Origin of the sequence: Halobacillus andaensis (assembly GCF_014636475.1) — a bacterium.
GTDB lineage: Bacteria > Bacillota > Bacilli > Bacillales > Halobacillaceae > Halobacillus_A > Halobacillus_A andaensis.
Genome location: NZ_BMEL01000002.1, coordinates 634,168 through 649,002, shown reverse-complemented (window position 1 = coordinate 649,002; position 14,835 = coordinate 634,168). Strand labels below are relative to the sequence as shown.

The following is a 14,835-nucleotide window of genomic DNA, read 5'->3' as shown; positions in this document are numbered from 1 at the left end:
GGGTAGTACCTATTAGAAGACATAAAGGAAAGGCGAAGATTCACGAACTATGAACTTCGCCACCGTTTTAACTTTACTGACCCATTACGATAAATGCGATAACAACGCCGATGATTGGAACTGCCTCAACTAGTGCAACACCAATGAACATTGTTGTTTGAAGTGCACTGCGCAATTCTGGTTGACGCGCAATCCCTTCTACTGTACGACTTACGATAAGACCGTTACCAATACCTGCACCAAGTGCTGCTAAACCTACTGCAATTGCAGCTGCTAATAGACCCATAATGAAAATCCTCCTCATATTTTGTAAAAATAGTTTTTTATGTTTTTATGTTAATGGTCTTCGCTCACCTTGTGAGACATGTAAACCATCGTCAACATAACGAAAATAAATGCCTGGATGAAACCAATAAATGTACTAAAGCCCATCCATGCCACCATTGGAATTGCTGCTCCAAGGGTTCCTAGAATACTTGTTGTAGCAAGTCCTACTAATAAAGATAGTAGAATTTCACCTGCGTAAATGTTTCCGTAAAGACGGAGACCAAGCGTTAGAGTGTTTGAAAACTCTTCAATGATCTTAAAGGGTAATAAGAATGGCAGGGGTTGGACAAATGTCTTTCTGTATTCTTTACCACCTCGTAGTTTAATCCCATAATAGTGGGTTAACACGATCACCATGACAGCTAACGTCATCGTAATACCTGGATCTGCTGTTGGTGATTTCCACCATAAATCATGACCTACAACTCCGTTGGTAACGACCCCGAGCATATTCGACACAAATATGTAGCCAAAAAGGGTAAGACCTAAAGGCAGGAAGAGCCGGCCTGTGCGCCAATCCATATTTGAACCTATAATGCCTTTAATGAAGTCAATGAGCCATTCCATGAAGTTTTGAAAACCTTTTGGGTTACGCTGCATGTTTCTTGTTGCTGCGACCCCTAGAATGAATACAATTAATGAAGCAACAAACATCATTAATAAGTTGGATAAGTTGAAATCCAGCCATGGAATCCCAAATGCATCCTCCCACATCGGTGCTTCGTGATTCAATCTGTTCACCTCTCTTCCATCATGCTAATCTGTTGCTCTGTTGAACAGGTAATCTATAACAATGACAAGATAGGCTGCCATTAAGCCCAATACTACAGAAATTAAATGGAAATATTCTTCAAACTGAAGGGCGATTACAACGGCTAATGCGCCGGATGCAAGTCGCGTAAACGTGCCAATCCCTTTCGTGCTCATGCTGTTTGCTGAAGATTCGCCTAACTTCTGAATCTTCCGCTGCATCAGCCAGAGATTGTAAAAACTAAGGATGCTTCCTAAAAGAAGCCCGAGGAAAACCGGTTGCCAGGGGGTCACACCCCAACCTAAAACGAGAATTGCCAGAAGGTAGAACATCCATTTTCGCTGACGGGCTATCATCTGCTGATAATCTTCCAAGTTAATCGTCTCCCGTGTACGCTCGTACTAAATGAATCGTTCCGTATGTACCTGCTCCTACCCCGAGGAATATGCCCAGGATTAAGAATAGTGGACTTGTGGAAAATTGGCTGTCCACCCACTTCCCTAGAAAAACACCAACAAGCGGCCCACCTGCTAATTGAGATACAATTGCACTTGTAAGTGACAGGGATCGAAATGGAAATTGTGAGTGCTTCAAGTCAACACCTCTTTTAAATATGTAAAAAAGCGATGCGTTTTTATATGAAAACCTTATCATTCCACACTATGTAAGAATACAATAGGGGTCATATCATGTCAATGTGTTTGTGAGCAAAAGTACAAAAGTCCGACACGCATTTATCATAATTTTGTCACATTTTACAATTAAAAAGAAGAACAGCCTCCGAACAGGCTGTTCTTCTTTTATTACAATTGAACAGGAAATGGATAACTATACGTTTTTCCGTCGATTTCTAAGGTGACGACAGCTAAGTAAGGCCCGGCATAGTCATCGATCATGTTCAGCTTAATCTCCCCTTCATTTAATCCTTCCGCTGGGTCATCAAGATCCAACAATTGCCCTTGATGAAGCATCGTTCCTGCTCGATAAAGGTCGATTGATAAATGATCCACCGGTTCCGTTAGGTTAAAGCGGTAGGTTAAATCAGCATCGGTTTCCCAATCTTTGTATAACTCTAACCCGGAAATCTTTTCGTAATTCGACGTATCTACCATGAATAAGTACGGAATATGGTATTGCTCTCCTCCTCCTTCAACAGTCACATATCCTTCGTGAACCCCGTCGTTCATAAAGGACTTATTCATGTGCACTTCCATTGAGAGTTCTTTTTTCTCTCCAGGTGCCAGTTGAAACGAAGTCGGTATCGTCCAGCCGATCCCTGGTTGTTTCTCGGGCGGCTTCATATGATAGGTTTCCGTGGTATCTCGTTTATTTTCAAATGTGAGCTTCACCTTTTTACGATAAAGGTTTTCTTCAATCCGCCCAAAGTTGAGAGCCCCCGGATCGATCCAAAGCTCAGGCTGAATCGCCGCTTCCGTATCGACATATCCTGCACCCTGCTCTGTTGGCGGTAATGGTACACCTTTTTGCTGCAAAAGATCCGCGGAACTCATCAGGGATTGTTTAATATCCAGCGGCGTCCATTCCGGGTAGGCTTCTTTTAACAAGGCAGCCACTCCGGCAATATGTGGAGCGGCCATACTCGTTCCTTGTAAAGCTTGATAACCGCCTGGCACCGTGCTGACTACGTTAACCCCAGGTGCTAAAATATCTGGCTTTACACTCCACGATGAGGTGACGGGACCGCGCGAGCTAAACGGGGCAATCCCGTGATCCACTTCTTCGGTAACGGTATCTACCCATTGATCTTCAGCGAGTCCCTTTTCAAGCAGCCATTCCCCTTCCTCTTTCGAAACAGCTGCTACTGGAATGGGCAAGTTAAGTCCTTCGATTGATCCATGAAGCGGCTCGTTCGTATGATTAATAATCATCAAGGCTTCTGCTCCTTTTTGATAGGCATGCTGGGCTTTCTCTGCAAAACTCGTGCCCCCTCGTCTCATGAGAACAATTTTTCCCGTCACTCCTTCAACTTGATCTCCTTCCATCTCAATCAGCGGATATTTTTTTGCCAGATTCCACGGTTTCGAACCTTGTAAAATCCGTATCGGAATTTGCCTGTCTTCTCCTGAAATGGTGAGCAGCGATTGTTCAGTCGGCAAGGAAGAAGCTCCTACCGTAATCGCATTTTCTGAAGTCGCCGGGGATCCAATCGTCCACGTATCCGGTCCAGCGTTCCCAGCAGCAACGATCACTGTGGTCCCAAGCTCAATCGCCCGTTCCACCGCTTTTGTCGTCGGCCAATCCGGACCGTTTACATCATTCCCAAGCGATAGATTAATGATATCCATCCCATCTTCTACAGCTTCTTCAATCGCTGCAATCACTTGTACCGACGTCCCCATGCCGCCAGGACCTAAGGCGCGATACGCATACAAATCGACATCAGGAGCCACTCCTTTCATCTCCCCATCTGCTCCAATAATGCCTGCCACATGCGTTCCGTGCAGGGTAGCCCCATCTTCAGTCGTCTCCATCGGATCATCGTCAAAATCAACCAAATCAAAACCGCCCTGGTAATTCCCTTCAAGATCCGGGTGCGTATAATCCACACCTGTATCGATGACCCCCACCTTCACTCCTTTTCCTGAGTAAGGAGTGTTTGGCCGCACGACATCTGTCGTAAGCGGCAAAGAAGGTTCCGCCAATACTTCCTCCTGTGTTGTGTACGTCTGCACTGGATACTGGTTGGCCACTTCCTTCAATCGCGATATTTTCTCAAGCTCAGACGGCATTCCTTTTACAGCCACACCGTTAAAGATCGTTTCATATTCAGCGACGATTTCAAGCCGCGGCAAACGAGACGCTACATGATTTTTAAATGTAGAAACTGGTGTGTCCTTCAGCTCAAGGATGATGGTCATTTCTTCGTCAGGATCAGGCTGACTGAAGCCGGTTAAAAGTGTGATTGTGATGAGGATCGCGGCGATTTTGAGCGGCATAACGCAGAGGCTCCTTTTTACGGTAGTGTGTGTTATTGGAAGGTGAGTTATGCGAAGTTTTATGGGCGACGTTCAGCGATTTAAGCAAAAGTTTGAATGTATAGGCTGATCGAATATTAGCGTTCGCGAGCAATTTCCCCGAATTTATGAGCCTTTCATTCCCTCAACAAAAAATCCAGCCTCTTATTAAAAGAGGCTGGATGCTTCATTTTATTCTGTTTCAAACGGGGCAGGCTTATCTGCTCTCTCTTTGAAAAAGTAGCGGATCGATTCAGCTATGCGAGCCGAAGCCTGACCGTCGCCATATGGGTTTGAAGCTTTTGACATGGACTCATGCTTTTCATCATCCGATAAAAGTTCATTTGCCAGGTTAAAAATGTGATCTTCATCTGTACCGGCAAGCTTCAGGGTACCTGCTTCAATGCCTTCAGGCCGTTCGGTTGTATCTCGAAGGACGAGAACAGGAACACCAAGGGATGGCGCTTCTTCTTGAACGCCTCCTGAATCCGTTAAAATCAGGTGGGCGCGGGCCGCGAAATTATGAAAATCAATAACATCAAGCGGTTCAATCAGCTTAATGCGGTCGTCATTTCCTAAAATTTCATCGGCCACTTCACGAACAGCCGGATTCAAGTGCACAGGATAAACGACTTCTACATCATTGTGCGCCTCCACGAGACGCTTAATCGCACGAAACATTTGCTTCATGTTGTTGCCGAGATTCTCACGACGGTGTGCCGTCATGAGCACAAGACGTTTGTCCTCGCCAACGGATTGCAGCACTTCGGAGGTGTAGTTTTCATCGACTGTCGTTTTTAACGCATCGATTGCCGTATTCCCCGTGACAAAAATATGCTCACCCGGTTTATGTTCAGCTAGCAGATTATCACGTGATTTGTTCGTCGGTGCGAAATGCAAATCGGCCATGACCCCTGTTAACTGACGGTTCATCTCCTCTGGAAAAGGAGAATATTTATTCCACGTGCGTAAGCCAGCTTCGACGTGGCCTACCGGGATTTGATTGTAGTAAGCGGCAAGAGAAGCGGCAAACGTTGTCGTCGTATCCCCGTGAACGAGCACGATGTCCGGCTTTGTTTCTTTCATGACGCCGTCAAGCCCTGTAAGTGCTCGTGTGGTGACTTGGGCCAGCGTTTGACGATCCTTCATAATGTTTAAATCATAATCCGGTTCGATGCTGAAAATCTTCAATACTTGATCAAGCATCTGTCTATGCTGAGCGGTCACCGTGACGATGGGTTCAAATTGCTCTGACCTTTTTTTCAATTCTAAAACGAGCGGGGCCATCTTAATGGCTTCGGGTCTTGTGCCGAAAATGGTCATGACTTTAATCATGGAAGTCTCCTTACTTCGTGCCGAATAGGCGGTCGCCGGCGTCGCCGAGTCCTGGTTCGATGTAGCCTTTTTCGTTCAGTCTGTCGTCCATCGCTGCGAGATAAATGTCGACGTCAGGATGAGCTTCTTGTACAGCTTCTACGCCTTCAGGTGCAGCTACGAGACACATGAGGCGAATTTGACGTGCGCCGCGTTTTTTAATGGAAGTGATGGCTTCGTTGGCGGAACCGCCAGTAGCAAGCATTGGATCGATGACGATCAGTTCACGTTCTTCGATATCGCTTGGAAGCTTCACGTAATATTCAACGGGCTGTAGGGTTTCGGGATCACGATATAGTCCGACGTGACCGACTTTTGCAGCTGGAATAAGCTGGATAATCCCATCTACCATACCTAATCCTGCACGTAGAATAGGAATTAGACCAATCTTTTTACCTGTTAGTACTTGGGCTTTGGCGTTCGAGACAACAGGGGTATCAATTTCAACTTGTTCGAGCGGCAGGTCGCGCGTGATTTCAAAAGCCATCAAAGCAGCTACTTCGTCTACGAGCTGGCGGAAATCCTTTGTGCCTGTCTCACTCTTCCGTATGTACGTTAGTTTGTGTTGAATTAATGGATGGTCCAAAACATATACTTTTCCCATGTCAGTCACTCCTTTTAATAGTTTGCATCCCGATAATTGTACAGAAAAAGTCGATAAAGAGCAAGGGAAGATGTTGGATGGGAAGTCGTTGCGGTAGTGGCGCTACCGGTACCAGGTACGCCGATATAAAATTTGGTACCAGGTACCGCTGTTTTGTCTCGGCGTACCTGGTACCGAAAAGCAATAAAAAAAGCCTACCTGCTTACAGGTAGACTTTTAACATTCATTATGGGGTGCTTGGCATGAGTGATTGGTACAGTGGGAAGCGGGAAGTAAGTTCACTTACGCGTTCCGCTGCTTCTTTTAGTTTTTCATCGTTGTCGTGGTTTTTCAGTGTGAAAGCAATCAATTTACCGATTTCTTTCATCTCGTCCTCTTGGAAACCACGGCTTGTTACGGCAGCTGTACCGATACGGATTCCGCTTGTCGTAAATGGTCCTTCTGGATCAAATGGAATCGTATTTTTGTTCGTCGTAATACCTACTGCATCTAGTGCTTTTTCAGCCACTTTTCCTGTTAAACCAACTTCACGCAAATCAAGCAGCAGCAGGTGGTTGTCCGTTCCGCCTGAAACGATGCGTACACCGTTTTCAGTCAGTGTTTCCCCAAGCTGCTTGGAGTTTTTAATGATTTGACGGGAATACTGTTTGAATTCAGGCTGAAGTGCTTCTTTAAAGGAAACAGCTTTCGCTGCGATAATGTGCATTAACGGTCCGCCCTGCATGCCTGGGAATACGGATTTATCAATTTTCTTCGCGAATTGTTCTTCGCAGAAAATCATTCCGCCGCGTGGTCCGCGCAATGTTTTATGCGTCGTTGTTGTAACGAAATGGGCATGTGGAACTGGGTTTGGATGAAGACCAGATGCTACTAAACCTGCGATGTGAGCCATATCGACCATAAGGTAGGCATCCACTTCATCTGCAATTTCTCTAAATTTAGCAAAGTCAATCTCACGAGGGTACGCACTTGCACCTGCTACGATCAGCTTAGGCTTTACTTCTTTTGCTTTTTCTAAAACGGCATCATAATCAATGCGTTCGTCGTTTTCGTCAACGCCATATTCTTCAAAATTGTAGAGTGTTCCACTGAAGTTTACCGGGCTTCCGTGGGTAAGGTGTCCCCCGTGGCTTAGGTTCATTCCAAGCACAGTGTCACCTGGCTCTAGAATTGTGAAGTAAACAGCCATGTTTGCTTGTGCACCGGAGTGAGGCTGTACGTTAGCGTGCTCAGCGCCAAAGAGTTCTTTCGCACGATCTCTCGCTAAGTTTTCTGCAACGTCTACGTGCTCACAGCCTCCGTAGTAACGGCGGCCTGGGTAGCCTTCCGCGTATTTGTTCGTTAATACAGAACCCATCGCTTCCATTACTGCTTCTGACACAAAGTTTTCTGAGGCAATTAGTTCGATATTGTTCTGCTGACGATTCTTTTCATCCATTACCGCGTTGTACAGTTCTTCATCTGAACGTTTTACATGTTCCATTTGTAAAAAATCCCCTCTCTCCGATTCCAATTGTTAGCATTCATAAATAGCTCGTGCGCCGCCAATGAGCGGCGGGCGTGTTCGAGCAACCGTGACGTGGGCGTGGCCAATTGACTTTTGTTCGATACGAAGCGGTACGGCGACGCGTTTCAAATGCATCCCGATAAGAGTATCTCCAATGTCGACTCCGCCTTGGGCTTGAACGGATTCTACAAGCACAGGGTCGTCCATGTGTTTAAAAGCATAAGATGCCATCGATCCACCTGCATTTGACACAGGGACCGCTGTCACCTCTGTGTACCCGTTAGCTTGCTGAACTTTCCGTTCGACAACGAGCGAGCGGTTTAAATGCTCGCAGCATTGAAAGGCGAGGTCAGCACCTGATTGTTTTGAGAACTTGCGCCATTCTTCAAACAACACTTCTGCGATCGCTTCACTTCCTGATGTTCCTATCCTTTCACCTGCTACTTCACTGGTGGAGCAACCAACGACAAACAAACCGTCTCTCATATGACCGGTTTCCAGGAGCTGCCGAGCAACATTAGCTACATCTTGCTGAACCGCCTTTACATCTGCCATCCTGGCCATCTCCTTTTTTTGCTGAAATGTTGATTTCTCACTGGTTACACTTATCTATACATTCTATTACTTATTCTCGTAATCGGCAATCTTATTTATGCGATTTTTGTGTCTTCCTGCTTCAAATTCAGCTCGGACCCATGTTTTCGCGATTTCGCGAGCGAGCCCGGGTCCAATGACGCGTTCTCCCATGCAAAGCACGTTGGAGTCATTGTGTTCACGTGTCACTTTTGCCGTGAAAAGATCATGAACGAGTGCAGCACGAATGCCTTTAACTTTGTTTGCCGAGATCGACATACCGATGCCTGTCCCACAAATCAGAATGCCTTTATCAAACTCCCCGCTTGCTACACGTTCTGCTGCTGGGAGGGCATAATCGGGATAGTCAACGGATCCTTCACAATCGCATCCTAGATCTACATATTCGATACCCAACTCTTCTAAAACGTCTGCTACTTCACGGCGTATGTTTATCCCGCCATGGTCAGAAGCAATAATGACTTTCATGCTGGTCACACTCTCCTCTATCTAATATTCACATCTTCAATTTTTATAGTGACAGGTATCACGGGCGCTGTCAATCGAACAAAGGGTGGTGAAAAGGGTTTCATAGGGTGTCTTATATAGTGGAGAAACTTCCTATTAAAATAGAAGTTATAGCAGGGGATATGAGAAGGTCCTATTCAAAACATTGAACAGGACGTTAAGATGATCTACGAATCTTTCTCGTTTTTTAATTTTTCGACTAAAAGATGGATCGTCTTCTCTAATTCATCACGCGTTTCCCGATAGATTTGGACACTTTGACCGTACGGATCTGTAATATTGAGGTTTGGCAGCTGATCCTCCGCTTGCTGAATCGCTTGAATCTCTTCATTTAGTTCTTCAAGTAAATGCTGCTCAAGTTCAACTTCATTTAAGTTCTCATCGGCTTGACTGAGCACCCACGCCCGCTTCTCCTCGAATTGAGCATACAGATCCGTTAAGTGCCTCCATTGATCCTCATCGATAAGGACATATTCTTTGAGTGTATAAAATTTATGCTGTAGATCTGGATATTGTAAAGCTAAGGTTTGTTTATGACTCTCTGTCATACAGAGTACAATATCTGACCAGTTTAGCAGCTCTTGGGATACAGGGGTTGATGTATTATCGAAGTGTAACCCGATTTCCTCCAGGACCTCGACCGTATTTGGTCCAACAGGTTGATTTACATCAGCGAAGATCCCTGCTGATTTAACATTATTTTTATTATCTTTTGCTTTCATAATCGCTTCTGCCATTGGACTGCGGCACGTATTCCCTGTACAAATAAATAGTACATTCATCGGTGGTCCTCCCCTTCACATCATCTTTTACCATTTTAACACAGGTCGTTATATTAGAATATGGTATAGAGTCCTAGCGCGCACAAAATGCTGCCTCCAAGGAGTTCACTATAAGCACCAACGTAGCTTGTCGCTCGTCTGCCAACGAGGAAACCAAGCCATGTTAACCCCGTACTCATCATGCCAAAGGAGAAGATAGAAACGATCGGGTTCATATTGTGTAAACCGAGACTGAACCCTACCGGAAAGCTGTCAATGCTTACGCTGAAGGCAAAAACCCACAACCCAAATCCCGCCATCGAATGAGCAGGGGAATGCTTTTCCGTAAAAGAAGCAAATAAGGTATAGGCCCCTAATGTCAACAGTAAAAAACCTCCCGCCAGCGATGCCCATTCACTGACATTAACAAAAAGCCATTTCCCTAAAAGGATGCCAAGACCAGGCATCACCATATGTAAAAAACCTACGAGTAAGCCAGCGATTCCTATATATTTTAAACGAACGGACTGCATTCCCATCCCTAATGAAATGGAAAATGCATCCATGCCTAATGCAATAGATAAGAGTATGATAGACGCCATATTTTCTAATTCCACGAAAAAGCCCCCTCCTCGGACATGCTACTGTAAAGTATGCGAAGGAGATGGGGCGTATGATTAGTACTGTGTAATTTTCTGTGTGGCGGCTTTGTGCAGGCGGTTCATAATTGCCGCGCCAACACCATGTTCCGGGAACGACTCACATAAGATGACGTCAACGTCTGCTTTTTTATAATACCTTAACGCGCGATAGAGCTCTCCAGCGACTTCCGTCAATTGTTGGCGGGACCCACAAGGCGTAACATACTCATGATTTAATTGGCCGACAAGCTCTCGGCTGGCAATTACGGCTACTCGCTGCCCTTCGGCTTTCATCGATTCAAGCTGATGTTGAAAAAATTCATCATCCCCTTCCACTAACCAAAGCGGGGCTTCAGGAGCATAATGGGTATATTTCATGCCTGGAGATTTTGGCTGGTCTTCCGCTTGATCCGCTAAAGCCGGATCAATGACTACATTTGGGATGAATGATTCTAAGTCTTCTTTTGTCACGCCGCCAGGACGGAGAATGATCGGAACTTCTGTCGTACAATCTAGAACCGTCGATTCAACACCGACGCCTGTCGGCCCTCCATCCACAATTCCAGCAATCCGCCCATCTAAGTCCTGCTGCACGTGAGCCGCGTCTGTCGGGCTCGGGCGTCCAGAGCGATTGGCACTGGGAGCGGCTAATGGCAGCCCCGTTTCTTTAAGAAGGGCTAAAGCGATCGGATCGCTTGGCATGCGAATGGCGACCGTGTCTAACCCTGCTGTCACATTGCGAGCCGCCTTATGATTACTTGGTAAAACAAGCGTTAAAGGACCTGGCCAAAACTGATCCATCAGCTTGTCTGCTATTTCTGGAATATGCGTCACCAGCTGTTCCACTTGAGAACGGTCGCCGACGTGGACGATCAGCGGGTTGTCTGATGGTCTTCCTTTCGCTTCGAAAATACGCTGAACAGCCGCTTCACTCGTAGCGTCAGCTCCTAAGCCATAAACGGTTTCCGTAGGAAAAGCAACGACCTGTTGATCCTTCAACAGGGCCGCTGCTTCTTCAATTACATGATATTGTTCATTTATTTTTGTCGTACGCTGCCATCGTTTCGTTTGCAAGGTCATGCCTGATTGCTCCTTTAATCAACACGTTTCTCTTTCATATCTCTATCTATTATGAAGAATTGGGTGTTAATTCGCAAATCCAGACACTACTCACAGGATATCCTCAACTTACCCACAACTTTATCCACATATCCATAAGATAAAAGCCATTCCTACGTTCGTTTAAAATTTTTATATCCACAATTTATCCACTAAATAACACTCAAATGTGAATAACTCGGTTAGTTATCAACAATTCACACGATACGTCCACAATTGTTCTTTTCCATCTTTCAGCTCAAATCGTTGATGGAGAAGTAACGTGTCTAGCTCTTTCGAATGACTTTTCACTTGAATCTCTTGAATGTTTTCTTTTTGAATATACTGCTGGATCAGTTCAAATACGTAGAGAATGCCCGTTTTGGAGACATCCCCGTCGACTTGTAAATTTCTTAATCGTTTAACTCCATTCCCTTGCTCACTTAAAATAAATCGTCCGACTTCTGTACGATCCTTTTTAATGGCGTACTGGCTTTCCTCACCAGCTTGAACTTTTTCAATATACATAGGCACCCACCTTTCTTCTACCACTCTATGAAACGAGGGTGCCTATTATGCTAGGATATCCACTTATTCCAAATCTTCACGAGGAAAAATTCCACTTGCTCTTCTTCGTCTTCTTCCACTTCATCAACAGGCTTCTCCGCTTCTTCTTCTTCTTCTGCTACACTCGTTCCGTTTGAAAAGTCTAGAAAGCATAGTGGCGGAAACAGTACGCACCACCAGTTATCCCCTTCCCCTTCACCAAGTGTAATTAAAATCGCTTCGTATTCACCAGCTGGATAAACGTAAGAGCCGTAAAGCTTCGTTGGAAACTGCACTTGCGAATCGTAATCAACCGTATAGGTTTGCTCATCGCCTGAACGGCGGATCGTTTCTTCTACAATCTCATCTATTTCATCGATGCGCTGTTGAATTAACGTGCGCGCGGCTTCGATTGACGTTAAGGATTCCACCCATTTCGTAATTTCGGCGTTTACTTCATCACGCACTTCCCGCTTTAATTGCTGAGCATTCGGATCATTGTTATCCGCGAGAATCCTAAGCCGAATCGCTTCATCCGGAATCACTTGATATTCCGCTCCGTCTGCCTTTTCTTCCGTAGCTCCGAACATTAGGGTGGTCCAACAAACTGTGGATAATATAAGAATAATCATGACATTTTTCATAAAAAAATTCCCTCCCTGTTGATAACTATTGTGGTCAGGGGGGAAAAGATTTAAACCTATGAATCTAAAATTGCAAAAATCATTCGATCTTTCTTGTTGATGTCTTTTTCAACGGTGACTTGATAGTTTGCTAGCTGGCTGTGGATGATCTGCTTTATGGCTTCTCCTTGCTGATGACCGATTTCAAAAGCGATCACTCTTGGTTTCTGTCTGCGGCGAGCGATTTGTTGAATGATCGTTTGATAGGCCGCAAGCCCCTCGTTATCAGCAAATAGCGCAAGGCCGGGATCAAAATTTTTCACCGTGTCATCGAGCATTTCGTCGCGAGCGATGTAGGGTGGATTGGACACGAGGACATCAATGGTTTGGTCGCGAAGCGGTTCAAGAAAATCTCCGCAAAACCATTCGATCTGAGCCTTGTGATTTTCTGCATTAGCCTTGGCCGTTTGCAGAGCTGCCTTTGATAGATCAGTTGCGAGCGTGCGACGGCGTGTTTCGAGTTGTAATGTAATGGCTATAATTCCACTGCCTGTTCCGATATCGGCTATTGATTGATCGCTTGGCTGAAGGCGCTGGCGGACACCTTCAATGAGTTCTTCCGTTTCGGGCCGAGGGATTAGAACGTGTTCGTTCACGGTAAAGACACGGCCGTAAAAATGAGCTGCGCCAATCAAATGCTGCACAGGAATGCCGGTTTCCGCATGCTGCTTGACGTACGCGGTGAAGCGATCAAGCTTCTCTTTAGGAAAAGGATCTCGTTCATAAGCCATCAGCATCGCCGTATTGAGCTCAAACAAATCCTCTAGCAGCAGGTCAGCGACACGCGGCTCTCGATTATGCTGTTTCAAAAAAAGAGAAGCCCAGCGGCGGGCTTCCTCAATCGTTGTCTGTTTCATGTTATTCACCAATCGACTCTAGTTTTTTCGTTTGCTCTTCAATGAGCAGAGCATCCAGGATTTGGTCTAAATTCCCTTGCAAAATTTGATCCAGCTTTTGCAGTGTCAAGCCGATGCGGTGATCGGTTACGCGCGTTTGCGGGAAGTTGTACGTACGGATACGTTCAGAACGATCGCCCGTTCCAACGGCAGACTTACGATTTTCATCGTATTTCGCCTGTTCTTCCTGCTGGAATTTATCATAAACCCGCGCACGAAGCACTTTCATCGCTTTTTCTTTGTTTTTGATTTGTGATTTCTCATCCTGACAAGAAACCACAGTACCCGTTGGCTCATGCGTCAGTCGCACAGCAGACATCGTCGTGTTTACACTTTGACCACCAGGTCCGCTGGAAGCGAATGTATCCACACGTATGTCTTTCTCATGTATTTCGACTTCGACTTCTTCCGCTTCTGGTAATACAGCAACCGTAGCGGTCGACGTATGAATACGTCCGCCTGATTCCGTTTCCGGTACACGCTGCACGCGATGAGCTCCGTTTTCAAACTTCATTTTAGAATAGGCACGATCGCCTGAGATCATAAAAATAATCTCTTTGTAGCCACCGACTTCATTCGGTGTCGATTCGATGACTTCCGTCTTCCATCCCTGCGACTCCGCATAACGGGCGTACATACGGTACAAATCGCCGGCGAACAGCGACGCTTCGTCTCCGCCTGCCGCTCCACGGATCTCCATGATAACGTTCTTATCATCATTTGGATCACTTGGAAGCATTAAGATTTTCAAACGTTCTTCAAGTTCGGACTTACGGTCGGAAAGCTCGCTGATTTCCTCTTTGACCATTTCCTCCATGTCGTCATCCAGGCTGTCGCCAAGCATGGCCTTCGCATCATCAAGCTGCTCGGTGACTTCTTTATACTCGCGATAAGCTGTCACTGTATCTTCTAAGCCTGCTTGCTCTTTCGAATATTCTCGCAGCTTGTTCGTATCTGATATCACTTCTGGATCACTTAAAAGTTCATTGAGCTTTTCATAGCGATCTTCTAAGGTTTGTAAACGTTCGATCAATGGTATGCACCTCTTTCTCCATAACAGTACAATTATATTATAGAGAGGTTGCGGTTACAACCACATCCGTTGATTAGCTGTTATTGTGCGTTTACTTTTACGGTAACATCGTAATCAGGTACGGCATTCCTTATTTTTTCAGCGACTTTCTCGCTCCATTGCTTGTGTTCTTCTTTTGTTAATTCTTCGTCAACTCTCACGGTTACCCAGGCATTGTCTTGTTCTAAAATAATACGCTCCACATTCACGCCTTCAACGGTAAGAGCGGCTTCGCGTATTTGATCGCGGTTTTCTTTTTCACCCCACGTATCACCAACGCGCTCAATGGAACGCGGATTCGTCGGTGTCGTAGATGGATCATCTTCTAATCCCATGTTCATGATATCCTGACGGTTCGTATACCCTTGAGATTTTTCCAGATTTTCATCCAGATTTTGTCCGCATCCTACGGTGATAAGAAGAAAAAGAATAGCTGTTAATCGAAACATAAATTCACCTCTTCTCTTTTTTTCTAGTTTGACCGAGAAGAGGATGTTTA

18 protein-coding genes are annotated in these 14,835 nt (G+C 45.4%); all 18 read right to left on the bottom strand.

Annotated features, from left to right (window positions below):
• Positions 1 to 73 precede the first annotated feature (73 nt).
• On the bottom strand, positions 74 to 286 hold the full coding sequence (atpE, locus tag IEV27_RS10580) for a F0F1 ATP synthase subunit C (RefSeq protein WP_026799008.1): 213 nt from the start codon (positions 284 to 286) through the stop codon (positions 74 to 76).
• A 50-nt stretch (positions 287 to 336) separates the two neighbouring features.
• Positions 337 to 1,059, bottom strand: coding sequence for a F0F1 ATP synthase subunit A (atpB, locus tag IEV27_RS10575; protein ID WP_188377425.1), 723 nt, complete (start codon positions 1,057 to 1,059; stop codon positions 337 to 339).
• A 24-nt stretch (positions 1,060 to 1,083) separates the two neighbouring features.
• On the bottom strand, positions 1,084 to 1,452 hold the full coding sequence (locus IEV27_RS10570) for an ATP synthase subunit I (protein ID WP_188377424.1): 369 nt from the start codon (positions 1,450 to 1,452) through the stop codon (positions 1,084 to 1,086).
• Between the two features lies 1 nt (position 1,453).
• Positions 1,454 to 1,672: an AtpZ/AtpI family protein gene (locus IEV27_RS10565; RefSeq protein WP_188377423.1), complete on the bottom strand. Its 219-nt coding sequence runs from the start codon at positions 1,670 to 1,672 to the stop codon at positions 1,454 to 1,456.
• A gap of 209 nt (positions 1,673 to 1,881) precedes the next feature.
• Positions 1,882 to 4,035 carry a S8 family serine peptidase gene (locus tag IEV27_RS10560; protein ID WP_188377422.1) on the bottom strand — a complete coding sequence of 718 codons (2,154 nt, stop codon included), beginning with the start codon at positions 4,033 to 4,035 and terminating at the stop codon, positions 1,882 to 1,884.
• Between the two features lie 210 nt (positions 4,036 to 4,245).
• Positions 4,246 to 5,388 (bottom strand): non-hydrolyzing UDP-N-acetylglucosamine 2-epimerase, encoded by a 1,143-nt coding sequence (wecB, locus tag IEV27_RS10555; protein WP_188377421.1) that lies wholly within the window; start codon positions 5,386 to 5,388, stop codon positions 4,246 to 4,248.
• 10 nt (positions 5,389 to 5,398) lie between these two features.
• Positions 5,399 to 6,031 (bottom strand): uracil phosphoribosyltransferase, encoded by a 633-nt coding sequence (upp, locus tag IEV27_RS10550; RefSeq protein WP_188377420.1) that lies wholly within the window; start codon positions 6,029 to 6,031, stop codon positions 5,399 to 5,401.
• Between the two features lie 226 nt (positions 6,032 to 6,257).
• A complete protein-coding gene (glyA, locus tag IEV27_RS10545) occupies positions 6,258 to 7,514 on the bottom strand; it encodes a serine hydroxymethyltransferase (RefSeq protein WP_188377419.1) in 1,257 nt (418 codons plus the stop codon).
• 33 nt (positions 7,515 to 7,547) lie between these two features.
• Positions 7,548 to 8,093, bottom strand: a complete 546-nt coding sequence (locus tag IEV27_RS10540) for a TIGR01440 family protein (RefSeq protein WP_188377418.1) — start codon at positions 8,091 to 8,093, stop codon at positions 7,548 to 7,550.
• 66 nt (positions 8,094 to 8,159) lie between these two features.
• A complete protein-coding gene (rpiB, locus tag IEV27_RS10535; protein ID WP_188377417.1) occupies positions 8,160 to 8,600 on the bottom strand; it encodes a ribose 5-phosphate isomerase B in 441 nt (146 codons plus the stop codon).
• A 206-nt stretch (positions 8,601 to 8,806) separates the two neighbouring features.
• Positions 8,807 to 9,421, bottom strand: coding sequence for a low molecular weight protein arginine phosphatase (locus IEV27_RS10530; RefSeq protein ID WP_188377416.1), 615 nt, complete (start codon positions 9,419 to 9,421; stop codon positions 8,807 to 8,809).
• Positions 9,422 to 9,474: 53 nt separating this feature from the next.
• Positions 9,475 to 10,017, bottom strand: coding sequence for a manganese efflux pump MntP (locus tag IEV27_RS10525; protein WP_229735125.1), 543 nt, complete (start codon positions 10,015 to 10,017; stop codon positions 9,475 to 9,477).
• Positions 10,018 to 10,077: 60 nt separating this feature from the next.
• A complete protein-coding gene (locus IEV27_RS10520) occupies positions 10,078 to 11,115 on the bottom strand; it encodes an L-threonylcarbamoyladenylate synthase (RefSeq protein ID WP_373868096.1) in 1,038 nt (345 codons plus the stop codon).
• A 234-nt stretch (positions 11,116 to 11,349) separates the two neighbouring features.
• The gene (locus IEV27_RS10515) at positions 11,350 to 11,667 is read right to left on the bottom strand and encodes a hypothetical protein (RefSeq protein WP_188377414.1); all 318 of its coding nucleotides are present in this window, start codon (positions 11,665 to 11,667) and stop codon (positions 11,350 to 11,352) included.
• Between the two features lie 50 nt (positions 11,668 to 11,717).
• Entirely contained in the window at positions 11,718 to 12,329 is a 612-nt protein-coding gene (gene spoIIR / locus IEV27_RS10510) for a stage II sporulation protein R (protein WP_188377413.1), read from the bottom strand.
• A gap of 56 nt (positions 12,330 to 12,385) precedes the next feature.
• Positions 12,386 to 13,225: a peptide chain release factor N(5)-glutamine methyltransferase gene (gene prmC, locus IEV27_RS10505; protein ID WP_188377412.1), complete on the bottom strand. Its 840-nt coding sequence runs from the start codon at positions 13,223 to 13,225 to the stop codon at positions 12,386 to 12,388.
• A 1-nt stretch (position 13,226) separates the two neighbouring features.
• Complete coding sequence (prfA, locus tag IEV27_RS10500; protein WP_188377411.1) at positions 13,227 to 14,297, bottom strand: peptide chain release factor 1; 1,071 nt, start codon at positions 14,295 to 14,297, stop codon at positions 13,227 to 13,229.
• An 80-nt stretch (positions 14,298 to 14,377) separates the two neighbouring features.
• Positions 14,378 to 14,785 (bottom strand): hypothetical protein, encoded by a 408-nt coding sequence (locus IEV27_RS10495; RefSeq protein WP_188377410.1) that lies wholly within the window; start codon positions 14,783 to 14,785, stop codon positions 14,378 to 14,380.
• Positions 14,786 to 14,835: the final 50 nt, after the last annotated feature.

What these genes read in the sequence shown, in the direction of transcription:
- atpE (WP_026799008.1), bottom strand. Translation starts at nt 286, where the DNA reads ATGGGTCTATTAGCAGCTGCAATTGCAGTAGGTTTAGCAGCACTTGGT.
- IEV27_RS10560 (WP_188377422.1), bottom strand. Translation starts at nt 4,035, where the DNA reads ATGCCGCTCAAAATCGCCGCGATCCTCATCACAATCACACTTTTAACC.
- wecB (WP_188377421.1), bottom strand. Translation starts at nt 5,388, where the DNA reads ATGATTAAAGTCATGACCATTTTCGGCACAAGACCCGAAGCCATTAAG.
- upp (WP_188377420.1), bottom strand. Translation starts at nt 6,031, where the DNA reads ATGGGAAAAGTATATGTTTTGGACCATCCATTAATTCAACACAAACTA.
- glyA (WP_188377419.1), bottom strand. Translation starts at nt 7,514, where the DNA reads ATGGAACATGTAAAACGTTCAGATGAAGAACTGTACAACGCGGTAATG.
- IEV27_RS10540 (WP_188377418.1), bottom strand. Translation starts at nt 8,093, where the DNA reads ATGGCAGATGTAAAGGCGGTTCAGCAAGATGTAGCTAATGTTGCTCGG.
- rpiB (WP_188377417.1), bottom strand. Translation starts at nt 8,600, where the DNA reads ATGAAAGTCATTATTGCTTCTGACCATGGCGGGATAAACATACGCCGT.
- IEV27_RS10530 (WP_188377416.1), bottom strand. Translation starts at nt 9,421, where the DNA reads ATGAATGTACTATTTATTTGTACAGGGAATACGTGCCGCAGTCCAATG.
- IEV27_RS10515 (WP_188377414.1), bottom strand. Translation starts at nt 11,667, where the DNA reads ATGTATATTGAAAAAGTTCAAGCTGGTGAGGAAAGCCAGTACGCCATT.
- spoIIR (WP_188377413.1), bottom strand. Translation starts at nt 12,329, where the DNA reads ATGAAAAATGTCATGATTATTCTTATATTATCCACAGTTTGTTGGACC.
- prmC (WP_188377412.1), bottom strand. Translation starts at nt 13,225, where the DNA reads ATGAAACAGACAACGATTGAGGAAGCCCGCCGCTGGGCTTCTCTTTTT.
- IEV27_RS10495 (WP_188377410.1), bottom strand. Translation starts at nt 14,785, where the DNA reads ATGTTTCGATTAACAGCTATTCTTTTTCTTCTTATCACCGTAGGATGC.